This is a genomic window from Herbaspirillum sp. YR522 (assembly GCF_000282575.1).
In the GTDB taxonomy this organism is placed as follows: Bacteria; Pseudomonadota; Gammaproteobacteria; order Burkholderiales; family Burkholderiaceae_D; genus Herbaspirillum.
In genome coordinates this window covers 39,489-51,908 of record NZ_AKJA01000013.1, presented here as the reverse complement: position 1 = coordinate 51,908, position 12,420 = coordinate 39,489, and the positions used below count along the sequence as shown (strand labels likewise).

General features: G+C 65.0%; 10 protein-coding genes. 9 read left to right on the top strand and 1 reads right to left on the bottom strand.

From position 1 onward, the window contains the following. Positions 1-60 precede the first annotated feature (60 nt). From gabD to PMI40_RS01940, 9 genes are all read left to right on the top strand, one after another. Positions 61-1,515 carry an NADP-dependent succinate-semialdehyde dehydrogenase gene (gene gabD / locus PMI40_RS01980; protein ID WP_008111579.1) on the top strand — a complete coding sequence of 485 codons (1,455 nt, stop codon included), beginning with the start codon at positions 61-63 and terminating at the stop codon, positions 1,513-1,515. 120 nt (positions 1,516-1,635) lie between these two features. Continuing rightward, entirely contained in the window at positions 1,636-2,715 is a 1,080-nt protein-coding gene (hemE, locus tag PMI40_RS01975) for a uroporphyrinogen decarboxylase (protein WP_008111578.1), read from the top strand. A 649-nt stretch (positions 2,716-3,364) separates the two neighbouring features. Beyond that, positions 3,365-5,494, top strand: coding sequence for a primosomal protein N' (locus PMI40_RS01970; RefSeq protein ID WP_008111577.1), 2,130 nt, complete (start codon positions 3,365-3,367; stop codon positions 5,492-5,494). 180 nt (positions 5,495-5,674) lie between these two features. Then, complete coding sequence (gene argS / locus PMI40_RS01965) at positions 5,675-7,414, top strand: arginine--tRNA ligase (RefSeq protein WP_008111575.1); 1,740 nt, start codon at positions 5,675-5,677, stop codon at positions 7,412-7,414. A 40-nt stretch (positions 7,415-7,454) separates the two neighbouring features. Continuing rightward, the gene (locus PMI40_RS01960) at positions 7,455-8,105 is read left to right on the top strand and encodes an SPOR domain-containing protein (protein WP_008111573.1); all 651 of its coding nucleotides are present in this window, start codon (positions 7,455-7,457) and stop codon (positions 8,103-8,105) included. Positions 8,106-8,214: 109 nt separating this feature from the next. Next, the gene (locus PMI40_RS01955) at positions 8,215-8,922 is read left to right on the top strand and encodes a thiol:disulfide interchange protein DsbA/DsbL (RefSeq protein WP_008111571.1); all 708 of its coding nucleotides are present in this window, start codon (positions 8,215-8,217) and stop codon (positions 8,920-8,922) included. 85 nt (positions 8,923-9,007) lie between these two features. Next, positions 9,008-9,808: an SDR family oxidoreductase gene (locus PMI40_RS01950; protein WP_008111569.1), complete on the top strand. Its 801-nt coding sequence runs from the start codon at positions 9,008-9,010 to the stop codon at positions 9,806-9,808. 14 nt (positions 9,809-9,822) lie between these two features. Continuing rightward, positions 9,823-10,776, top strand: a complete 954-nt coding sequence (gene fmt / locus PMI40_RS01945; protein ID WP_008111567.1) for a methionyl-tRNA formyltransferase — start codon at positions 9,823-9,825, stop codon at positions 10,774-10,776. A gap of 19 nt (positions 10,777-10,795) precedes the next feature. Beyond that, positions 10,796-11,701 (top strand): LysR family transcriptional regulator, encoded by a 906-nt coding sequence (locus PMI40_RS01940; protein ID WP_008111566.1) that lies wholly within the window; start codon positions 10,796-10,798, stop codon positions 11,699-11,701. Between the two features lie 13 nt (positions 11,702-11,714). Here PMI40_RS01940 and PMI40_RS01935 read toward each other — a convergent pair whose 3' ends face one another. Continuing rightward, on the bottom strand, positions 11,715-12,170 hold the full coding sequence (locus tag PMI40_RS01935; RefSeq protein WP_008111563.1) for a cupin domain-containing protein: 456 nt from the start codon (positions 12,168-12,170) through the stop codon (positions 11,715-11,717). Between the last annotated feature and the right edge of the window lie 250 nt (positions 12,171-12,420).

Genomic DNA, 12,420 nt, shown 5'->3' with positions numbered 1-12,420 from the left:
TCTGAACTCCGTGCCCGGCCCGCCTCTAATTGCTTGAGACGAACCTTCAAGGAGAACCGCATGATCAAGCTCAAGGACCCTGCACTGCTGCGCCAGCAAGCCTACCTCGACGGCAAGTGGGTCGATGCCGACGATGGCCAGACCACTGCCGTGCACAATCCCGCCAACGGCGAAGTCATTGGTAAAGTGCCCAGGATGGGCGTGGCCGAGACCCGCCGGGCGATCGAGGCCGCCAACCGCGCCTGGCCGCAATGGCGTGCACACACCGCTGCCGAGCGCGGCCGTATCTTGCGCAAGTGGAGCGAATTGATGCTGGCCAATAGCGACGACCTGGCATTGATCATGACGCTCGAGCAAGGCAAGCCGCTGGCCGAGGCCAAGGGCGAGGTCGGCTATGCCGCCTCCTTCATCGAGTGGTTTGGCGAAGAGGCCAAGCGCGCCTATGGTGATGTCATCCCGGCGCCGTTGAAGGGCAGCCGCATCGTCGTCACCAAGGAACCCATCGGGGTCTGCGCGGCGATCACGCCGTGGAATTTCCCGGCCGCGATGATCACCCGCAAGACGGGGCCGGCGTTGGCCGCGGGCTGTCCGATGGTGCTCAAGCCGGCCGGTGCCACGCCTTTTTCGGCATTGGCGCTGGCGGTGCTGGCCGAGCGCGCCGGCGTGCCGCCCGGTGTATTGAGCGTGGTGACCGGGTCATCCTCTGAGATCGGCGGCGAGATGACGGCCAATCCACTGGTACGCAAGCTGTCGTTTACCGGCTCTACCGAGACCGGCCGCAAGCTCATGGCGCAATCGGCGCCCACCATCAAGAAGCTGTCGCTGGAACTGGGCGGCAACGCGCCCTTCATCGTGTTCGACGATGCCGACCTGGACGCCGCCGTGGAAGGCGCCATCGCGTCCAAGTTTCGCAACACCGGCCAGACCTGCGTCTGCGCCAACCGCATCTATGTACAAGACGGCGTCTACGACGCGTTCGCGGCCAAGCTGGTGACGGCCGTGGGCAAGCTCAAGGTCGGCGACGGGCTGGAGTCGGGCGTCACATTGGGTCCGTTGATCAACGGCGATGCGGTCGACAAGGTCGAGCAGCATATCGCCGACGCCACCGGGAAGGGCGCACGTGTATTGCTGGGTGGCAAACGGCATGCGCTGGGTGGTACCTTCTTCGAGCCGACGGTGTTGACCGAGATGACCCCGGCCATGCAGGTGGCGCGCGAAGAGACCTTTGGCCCGGTGGCGCCGCTGTTTCGCTTCAAGACCGATGACGAAGCCTTGCAGCTGGCCAATGATTCCGAATTCGGCCTGGCCAGTTACTTCTACTCGCGCGACATCGGGCGCATCTGGCGCATCGCCGATGGCCTCGAGAGCGGCATGGTAGGCATCAATACCGGGCTCATCTCCAACGAAGTCGCCCCCTTTGGCGGGGTCAAGCAATCCGGGCTGGGTCGCGAAGGCTCGCACTACGGCCTGGACGACTACATGGTGATCAAGTACCTGTGCATGGGCGGCATCTGATCCGGGTGGGGGCGATCTGGATCAAATCCGGCGCCGTTGGACGCGCCGCGGGTGTGACAACACCGGGACAGATCGCAATTGAATGAGATAATGGCGAATTGCCGTCGATAGGCCCGCCACATGTCCCGATTCGCCCCCCTCAAGAACGATACCTTTTTGCGCGCGCTACTGCGCCAACCCACCGATTACACCCCGCTCTGGCTGATGCGCCAGGCGGGGCGCTACCTGCCCGAATACCGGGCCACGCGCGCGCGTGCCGGCTCGTTCATGGGGCTGGCCACCAATCCCGATTACGCCACCGAAGTCACGCTGCAACCGCTGGAGCGTTATCGGCTGGACGCCGCGATCCTGTTTTCCGACATCCTCACCGTGCCCGACGCGATGGGCCTGGACTTGTTCTTCGTCGAAGGCGAAGGTCCCAAGTTCAGGCACCCGCTGCGCGACGAGGCGGCCGTGAAGGCCTTGCAGGTGCCGGACCTGGAGCGGCTCGACTACGTGTTCAAGGCCGTGACCCAGATCCGGCGCGAGCTCGACGGCCGCGTACCGCTGATCGGTTTTTCGGGCAGCCCCTGGACGCTGGCCTGCTACATGGTCGAAGGCGGCGGTTCGGACGACTTCCGGCTGGTCAAGAGCATGCTGTACCAGCGGCCCGACCTGATGCACCACATCCTCAAGACCAACGCCACCGCCGTGGCCGCCTACCTCAACGCGCAGATCGACGCCGGCGCACAGGCCGTGATGATCTTCGATACCTGGGGAGGCGCCTTGGCCGATGGCGTCTACCAGCAGTTCTCGCTGGCCTACATGGCCGACGTACTGCGCCAGCTCAAGCGCGAACACGATGGCGTGCGGATCCCGGCCATCGTCTTTACCAAGGGTGGCGGCTTGTGGCTGGAGCAGATCGCCGACATCGGCCCCGATGCGGTGGGACTGGACTGGACCGTGAACCTGGGCGACGCCCGCCGTCGCGTGGGTGACAGGGTAGCGCTGCAAGGCAATCTCGACCCCAACGTGCTGTTTGCCGGTGATGCGGCCATCCGTGCCGAAGTACGCAAGTTGCTCGAATCCTTCGGTACGCCGGCCGCCGGCAGCGGACATGTGTTCAACCTGGGGCATGGCATTTCGCAATTCACGCCGCCCGAGGCGGTGTCGACCTTGTCGGCGGCGGTACACGATATCAGCCGGTCGTTGCGCGGGTAGGCGCGGCAGTCCGACTTATGCACAACCGCCCCCCGGCATCGGCCACTGCAAATTTTATATCCTCATGCGCTTTGGTTTGCCTGCCGTTTTTTTCAAGTCATTGATTCTATTGGATATTATTTTTGCCATCCTTTTGGGCAAAACGCCGTAGAGGGCGCTGGGCCGTGGCTTGCGGGGCTGTCAATAGGCACTTCTCAACATAGTTATCCACAGTAATTGTGAATAAACGTAAAAGCGCTTAGTAAACCGGCATTTAACGCATCTTCTCAAGTTTCACTTTAAGTTTGTAGGACGACGCCGGGCGATCCGTTGTCGGAAAATTTGCAAAGCTGTGTGGGCAACCTGCTTGACAAACGCCTGTTTCGCTCTTCGAGGTTTGTACTTATGCACATTTGCCAGGCGCGGTTTAAGCGAAAAAAAATATTTCAAGATTATTTCGCGGACCCGGATGGCTTTTGCAAGTCATTGATTTTGTTGATGAATATTTTTGCGCTGGAAATGGGCAGGGCGCCGAGAGCCGCGACGGGACTGGCTGGACGGTTGTCAAGTGGGACTTGCCCACAAAGTTATCCACAGGCTGTGTGGATAGTATGAAAAACTTCAATGAAACCAAGGCTTAGGCTGGTTTCTCAGGAATTACATTAAGTCCGTGGAACAGTGCATCCTCAAGGTCGCTCTAGACACCCCCTTGCATACCGTGTTCGATTATCGTTGGCCGATGTTGCCTGGCGAGGTCGTGCCGCAGGTCGGGCAACTGGTGGTGGTGCCCTTCGGGCGCCGTGAAGCGGTAGGCGTGGTGACCGCGGTGGCGGCGCAGACAGAGCTGGCCACCGACAAGGTCAAGGATGTGGTCGCGTTGCGCGGGCAACTACCGCCGGTATCGGCGCAGTGGTTGGCGCTGTGCGGTTTTGCGGCCGACTATTACCAGCGCCCGCTGGGCGAGGTGATGTTGCCGTCCCTGCCCAAGAACCTGCGTGCCCTGACCACGGTGGCGTTGGACAAGGCGCTCAAGGCGCTGGGACACCTGCCGTCGGCGCCGCCGAAACGCCGCGCCAAGGCACGCCATGCCGCACCACCGCAGCAAGCGGTCGAAAGCCCGGCCGATCCGTTCCGCTTCGGCGCGGCGCCGCCCCTCAACACCGCCCAGCAAGAAGCGGTCGACACCATTTCACAGGCGCAGGGTTTCGCGCCGTTGCTGCTGTACGGCGTGACCGGCAGCGGCAAGACCGAGGTCTACCTGCAGGCCGCGGCGGCCTTGTTGCGTCGCGCCGCGGATGCCGTTGCAACTGCCGATGCCTATGGCGGCGCGGTGCCGGCGCAGATCCTGATATTGGTGCCCGAAATCAATCTCACGCCCCAGCTCGAGGGCAATATCCGCAAGCGCTTTCCGCATCTCAACGTGGTAGCGCTGCACAGCGGCCTGGCCGAAGGCGAGCGGGCCCGCAATTGGCTGGCGGCGCACCTGGGACAGGCGCACATCGTGCTCGGCACCCGGCTGGCGATCCTGGCCTCGCTGCCGGCGCTGCGCATGATCGTCATCGACGAGGAGCATGATCCATCCTACAAGCAGCAGGAAGGCCTGCGTTACTCGGCGCGCGACCTGGCGATCTGGCGCGCGCATCAACTGGGCATCCCGGTGGTACTGGGGTCGGCCACCCCGTCGCTGGAAACCTGGCACCATGCGCAGGCCGGTCGCTACCGGCGCCTCGAGTTGCGCCAGCGTGCCGTACAGGAGGCGGTGCTGCCCAAGGTGGGCGTGATCGACATGGAACGCGACAAGCCCACCGACGGCTTGACCTCGACCTTGATCGGTGCCCTGCGCAAGCGGCTGGCCAATGGCGAGCAATCTCTGCTGTTTCTCAACCGGCGCGGGTATGCGCCGGTGTTGTCGTGCGACGCCTGCGGCTGGATCAGCAACTGCATGCGCTGCGATGCGTTCATGGTGGTGCACCGGCCCGAGCGCCGCCTGCGCTGTCACCATTGCAGCCTGGAGCTGCACATCCCCAAGTCCTGCCCGACCTGCGGCAACGTCGACCTGCAACCGCTGGGACGCGGCACCCAGCGCGTCGAGGAGGGGTTGCAGCTGATCTTCCCCGAGGCACGGGTGCTGCGCATCGATGCCGATTCCACCCGCCTGAAGGGTTCGGCCCAGACGGCGTTCGACAGCGTCCACCGGGGCGAGGTCGATATCCTGGTGGGCACCCAGATGGTGGCCAAGGGGCACGACTTCAAGAAGCTGACGCTGGTGGGCGTGCTCAATCCCGACACCGCCTTGTTCTCGCACGACTATCGCGCCAGCGAGCGGCTGTTTGCGCAACTGATGCAGGTGGCCGGGCGTGCCGGGCGCGCCGGACTGTCGGCCGACGGCAGTGCCGGCGAAGTGCTGATCCAGACCCGCTATCCCCATCATCCGCTGTACCAGGCCGTGATGCGCCACGATTACGATGGCTTTGCCGGCGACTTGCTGGACGAGCGCCGCCAGGCGTTTTTCCCGCCGTTCATGTACCAGGCGCTGCTGCGGGCCGAGGCGCGCGAACTCGACCTGGCGCTGGGTTTCCTGGGCGATGCCGCAGCCCTGCTGGACTGGCCCGGGGTGACCGTCAACGAGCCGATCCCGATGACCATGATGCGGGTGGCCAATGTCGAACGCGCGCAATTGCTGGTCGAGTGTGCGTCGCGTCCGGCGTTGCAGGCCTTCCTGCGCGAATGGCTGGCGTTGCTGCGGCAGCACAAGAGCCGGGTGCGCTGGTCGCTGGAGGTTGACCCGGTCGATATCTGAGCCGGCGCCGATCGTTGTCTTTTGCGCAACTATGCCGACGGCATGCATTGAGGGTGCCGGCACGCGCAAAGCGGAGCCGCTAGCCGGTATAATCGCGGCTGCTCAACCAATTCGAAGCGATTCGTTCCGGCGCTACCCCAAGCGATGCGCCGCAGTGCTTCCGCCTTACCAGTCATTCCCATGCTCGCTCAACAGAAACAACAAATTGCCGACCTGTTCTCGTCCGCGCTCAAGCCATTGATCGCCGGCACCGATCTGCAACCGACCATCACCCTGGAGCGCCCGCGCGACGTCACGCACGGCGACATCGCCTGCAACATCGCCATGCAACTGGCCAAGCCGCTCAAGAAGAACCCCCGCGAGCTGGCCCAGGCGATCGTGGCCGCGGTGCTGGCCGATCCGGCCCGCGCGGGGCTGGTCGAAGCGGTCGAGATCGCCGGTCCCGGCTTCATCAACCTGCGCGTGGCGGCTGCCGCCAAGCAGGCAGTGGTCAAGGCAATTCACGCGCAAGGCGGCGATTTCGGGCGCAGCGACGCCGGCGCCGGGAAGAAGGTGCTGGTCGAGTTCGTCTCGGCCAACCCGACCGGGCCACTGCACGTGGGCCACGGCCGCCAGGGCGCGCTGGGCGACGCCATGTCGTCGCTGCTGCAATCGCAGGGCTACGAGGTATTGCGCGAGTTCTACTACAACGACGCCGGTGTGCAGATCGCAACCCTGGCCACGTCGGTGCAGGCGCGTGCACGCGGCTTGAAGCCGGGCGACAGCCAATGGCCCGAGTCCGCCTATAACGGCGACTACATCGGCGACATCGCGCGTGATTTCATCGACGGCAAGACCGTCTCGGCCAGCGATGGCGAGCCGACCACCGCCAGCGGCGACGTCGAGGACGTCGAATCGATCCGGCGCTTTGCCGTCACCTACCTGCGTCACGAACAGGACCTCGACCTGCAAGCCTTCGGCGTGAAGTTCGACAACTATTATCTCGAGTCGTCGCTGTACCGCGAGGGCAAGGTGGCCGCGGCAGTCGAGGCCCTGGTCGCCGCCGGCAAGACCTACGAACTCGATGGCGCGTTGTGGCTGCGTACCACCGACTATGGCGACGACAAGGATCGCGTCATGAAGAAGACCGACGGCACCTATACCTATTTCGTGCCCGACGTCGCCTATCACATCAACAAGTGGCAGCGTGGCTACGGCAAGGTCATCAACATCCAGGGCAGCGACCACCATGGCACCATCGCCCGCGTGCGCGCCGGCTTGCAGGCGGCCGGTGTCGGCATTCCCCAGGGGTATCCCGACTACGTGCTGCACAAGATGGTGACCGTCATGCGCAATGGCGAAGAGGTCAAGATCTCCAAGCGTGCCGGATCCTACGTGACGCTGCGCGACCTGATCGAGTGGTCGACCGGCGCCGAGGACCAGGCCGCCGCCGGCATCCGCGACCTGACCCGTGGGCGCGATGCGGTGCGCTTCTTCCTGATCTCGCGCAAGGCCGATACCGAATTCGTGTTCGACGTCGACCTGGCCCTGGCGCAGTCCGACGAAAACCCGGTCTACTACGTGCAATACGCGCACGCCCGCATCTGTTCGGTGCTGGCCCAGTGGGGCGGCGATGAAGCCACGCTGGCGTCGGTGTCAGACCTGTCGCCGCTGACCTCGCCGCGCGAGGCGGCGCTACTGGCCAAGCTGGCCGAGTATCCCGAGATGCTGGCGCACGCGCTGCAAGAGCTGGGGCCGCACCAGGTGGCATTCTATCTGCGCGATCTGGCAGGCGAACTGCATAGCTACTACAATGCGGAACGCGTGCTGGTCGACGATGTCCCAACCAGGCTCGCGCGCCTGGCCCTGATGGCCGCCACCCGCCAGGTGCTGCGCAACGGCCTGGCATTGCTGGGCGTATCCGCCCCGGCCCGCATGTAACCGATAACGTAAGCAACCCGAGCTGCTAACCAAGAGAACCGTGAAACAGTTGAACCTGAAACATCGCAAACAGGCTGGTGGCACCCTGCTGGGCCTGATCCTGGGCCTGATCGTCGGCCTGGGCATTGCCGTCGGCGTGGCGTTGATGATCACCAAGTCGCCGATTCCCTTCGTCAACAAGGTAACCCGTCCCGATCGCAGCGAACCGACGCCGGCGCAGTCGGCCGACCCCAATCGTCCGCTGTACGGCAATCGCGACATCGCGCGCGATGCCGCCCGCGAGCAGCAGCAGTCGGCCGCTCCGGTGCCGCCCAATACCGCAGCGGCGCAACCGGTGCCGCCGGTGGCCCCGGCAGCACCGGCGGCGCCACCGCCGGCCGCCAAGCCCGATGCGCGCAGCACCGATGCCAAGCCGGCCGCGCCGGCCACGGCCAAGGGCGACAACGCCGACGACAAGTGGACCTATTTCCTGCAGACCGGCGCCTTCCGCGAACAGGCTGACGCCGAGAGCGCACGGGCGCGCCTGGCGCTGCTGGGTTTCGAGGCCAAGGTCACCGAGCGTACCGCCGACACGGGCGTGCTGTATCGGGTGCGTATCGGCCCCTTCACCCAGGCCGAGGCAATGAATCGCACCCGCAGCAAGCTGTCCGATAACGGCGTCGACGCGGCGATCGTGCGCATTCCCAAATAATGCAAAGGCCGGTCGAGGCCCAGGGTGCTGCCGGTGACCGGGGATGGTCACCAGCCATGCCCGGTGCCTCGCCAGGTTTCCTCATATTCATCAAAGAAGGGTGTAAGACATGCGTTTCTATCAACAGCTGCTGGCAGCAGTGAGTTTTGGCGTACTGGCGATGTCGGCCAGCGTGAATGTCGCCGCGTCGCCGGCCAATCCGCAGGTCGGCAGCGACTACCGGGTGCTGGAGCAGGCCCAGCCGACCGAGGCCGCGGGCAACAAGGTCGAGGTGATCGAGTTCTTCTGGTTCGATTGCCCGCATTGCGCGGCATGGGACCCGTCGCTGACGGCCTGGGTCAAGAAGCAGGGTGACAAGATCAACTTCAAGAAGGTGCCGGTGGCCTTCCGCGACACCTTCGTGCCGCAGCAGAAGCTGTACTACGCACTGGAAGCCATGGGCCGCGCCGAAGAGCTGGCGCCGAAGATCTTCCACGCGATCCATGTCGAGAACCAGCGCGTCAATACCGACAAGACCATCCTGGCCTACATCGAGAAGGCCGGCGTGGACAAGCAGAAATTCCTCGACCTGTACAATTCGTTCGGCGTGCAGACCAAGGCACGTCGCGCGGCCCAGTTGCAGGAAGCCTACAAGGTCGACGGCGTACCGATGATCGCCATCGATGGCCGTTTCGTGACTTCGCCATCGGTGGTCGGCGTGGCGCTGGCCAACCAGCCCGAGTCGATGCAGCAGGCCGCTGCGCTGCAGGTGATGGACCACCTGGTCAACAAGGTCGCCGCTGAAAAGAGCGGCGCGCCGGCAGCCAAGAAGAAATAAGCATTGCGAGGCCGGTAACGGTCCGCGGCCCGCGACAGGTCGCGGGCCGTTTTCATTTGCAGCATCCCTGGAGAAGGTAGTCGATATGACACAGAGCGATGGCAACGGCTTGCGGGTGTTCCTGACGGGGGCCTCCAGCGGCATCGGCATGGCGATCGCGCGCGCCTATGCTGCCCAGGGTGCGGTGCTGGGCCTGGTGGCCCGGCGTGGCGCCGAACTGGAAGCGCTGCGCCAGGGCTTGCCCGGCGCTCATCGCCATCGGCTCTATCCGCTCGACGTCACCGATCATGTGGCGTTGCAGGCGGCCGCCGACGACTTCATCGACGCGCTGGGCGGGGCCGACGTGGTGATCGCCAATGCCGGTATCTCGCAAGGCACGCTGACCGAGTTTCGCGAAGACCTGGCGGCCTTCGAACGCATCATGGCGGTCAATGTCACCGCCACCTTCGCCACCTTCACGCCCTTCGTGGCACACATGAAGGCCTGGCCCGAAGCGTCTCGTCGTCGCTGCCGGCTGGTCGGCATCGGCAGCGTGGCCGGCATCCGCGGCCTGCCGGGCGCCGGGGCCTACAGCGCGTCCAAGGCGGCCGTGATCAGCTACTGCGAATCGTTGCGCGTAGAGCTGCGCGACACCGGCATCCGGGTTGTGACCATCGCCCCCGGCTACATCGATACCCCCATGACGCGGGTCAACCCCTACCGCATGCCGTTTCTGATGGCGCCCGAGCGCTTCGCCGAACGTGCGCTGCAGGCCATCGCCGACGGCCGCAGCTATCGCGTCATCCCCTGGCAGATGGGCCTGGTGGCCAAGCTGCTCAGGATGGCGCCCAACTGGTTGTACGATGCGGTGTTTGCGCGGGCGCCGCACAAGCCACGCAACCTGTAATCCCTGGAGTCCATATGAAGATCATCTTTGCCGGCACCCCCGAATTCGCGGCCGCGGCGCTCGAGGCGCTGTACGCCGCCGGCCATGACATCACGCTGGTTCTGACCCAGCCCGACCGCCCGGCCGGCCGAGGCATGCAGCTGCAGGCCTCGGCCGTGAAGCAGAGTGCGCTGCGCCATGGCACCCCGGTGGCGCAGCCGGTATCGTTGCGGCTGGACGGCAAGCATCCTGAAGTGGCGCGCCAGGCGCATGCGCTGCTGCAGTCCACGGCGCACGACGTGATGGTGGTGGCGGCCTATGGCCTGATCCTGCCGCGCAGCGTGCTCGATATCCCGCGCCTGGGATGCATCAACATCCATGGCTCGCTGCTGCCGCGCTGGCGTGGCGCGGCGCCCATCCACCGCGCCATCGAGGCCGGCGACACCGAGACCGGCATCACCATCATGCAGATGGAAGAGGGGCTCGATACCGGACCGATGCTGAGCATGCAAAGCGTGCCGATCGGCGCCGACGACACCACCGGCTCGCTGCACGACAAGCTGGCGGCCCTGGGCGGCAGCATGATCGTCGAGGCCCTTGCGGCGCTGGAGCGGGGCGAGGTGACGGCACGGGTGCAGCCCGAGGCGGGCGTCACTTATGCGGCCAAGATCGCCAAGGAAGAAGCGGCGCTCGATTTTTCGATGGCCGCCGATGACCTGGCACGCCGTATTCGCGCCTTCAATCCTTTCCCCGGTGCCACCGGGCGCGTGGGCGACACCGTCATCAAGCTGTGGCAGGCCCGACCGGTCACGGTCGCTGCCGGTGGCGCGCCGGGACAGGTCCTGTCGGCCGATGCCCAAGGCGGTATCGTGGTCGCCTGCGGCCGCGGCGCGCTGCAGTTGACCGAGCTGCAGAAGCCCGGCGGCAAGCGCCTGGGGGCGCGTGAATTCTTGCAGGGCTTTGCGCTCGAGGGCGCGCGTTTCGACTGATCGCAAGGGCCGGGAAATCATGGACCAGTTCAGCGCGATGCGCACTTTTCGCCAGGTGGTCGACGCCGGCGGCTTTTCGGCCGCGGCGGTGGCGCTGGACATGTCGCACAGCGTCGTATCGCGCCAGGTGCGCCAGCTCGAGCAGGCGCTGGGCGCGCAACTGCTCAACCGCACCACGCGCCGCTTCGCCCTGACCGAAGTCGGCCTGGACTACTACCGCCGTTGCGTGCTGATCCTCGACCAGGTCGAGGATGCGGCGCAGATGGTGCAGCATCACCAGCATCATCCGGCGGGACTGTTGCGCATCAACGCGCCGATGGTGTTCGGGATCATGGAGGTGGGCAAGTGGCTACCGGATTTCATGCGGGCCTATCCCGAGCTCAAGATCGACCTGGTATGCAACGACCGCTTCGTCGACCTGATTGCCGAAGAGTTCGACGTCGGCCTGCGCATCACCCGTACCCTGCCCGATTCGACCGTTATTGCCAGGCGCCTGTGCCAGAGCGACATGGTGCTGGTGGCATCGCCGGCCTACCTGCAACGGCACGGCACGCCGAATGCGCCCGCGGCGCTGGTGGAGCACAACTACCTGGCCTATTCGCTGGCCTTGCAGAGTACCGAATTGACCTTTACCGGTCCCGATGGCGTCGTCACGAGCGTGGCGTTGGCCGGTAACCTGCAATCCAATACCGGCATGGTGGTGTGCGACGCGGTGCGCGCCGGCATCGGCATGACCGCCTCGGCAACGTTCGTGGTGGCCGACGATCTGCGGCGCGGCGAGTTGGTGCAGGTGTTGCCCGAGTACCGGTTGCATCGACGCGAACTGTACGCGCTGTATCCGCAGAACCGCCATCTCTCGCCCAAGGTGCGTGCCTTCGTCGACTTCGTCGGCGCGTACTACGCACGCCACCGCTGGGCGTTCTGAACGGCGCCCGATATTACTTCGTGGCCATCGGTACCAGGTCGAAATGATCGGCCTGGTACTGGAACAACAGGCAGTCGTCGCCCTTCTCGCAGCCGCTGTAGTGCGGCAGGTTGGCCGGCAGGTGGTAGAACGAGCCGGCCGGGTAGCGCGTGCGCTTGCCGTCGATGACGGCATAGAAGCTACCCTTGAGCACCACCGTAGGCAGGTTCTGGCTATGTCGGTGCAAAGGGTTGTCCTTGCCCGCCGGGAAGCGCACGAAAGCGTCGTACGGCCCCGAGCCGGTGATGCTGCCGCGCAGGTCGGCTACCTTGATGCCGCCGGTGCGGGGTAGCTCGCGCCATTTCAGTTCGGACGCCGGCGCCGAGACCAGTGGCTGGGCCGCCGTCGGCGCGCCGGTTTTTTCTGCCATGGCGCCGGTGGCGGTGCACATGCTGGCGATCAGGACGAGTGCGGTGGGGATGTTGTTCATGCTGGACTCCGGTGGTTGAAAACTTGGGGATGAAGATCGGCGGTAACGGTCATGGCACGACCATTTGCACGATGGTGTCGGTCGAGAGCACGCTGCCGAAGGTGTCGGCGATGCCGACCAGCGCTGCGGCGCCAACGATACTGCGGATGGTGGGATGCGACATGGATGCTCCTGGCGATTGACGACAGGACGAAGCATAGTCAGCCAGGTGCCGGGGCAACAGTAGCCGCACGCGACAAGATATGTGCGC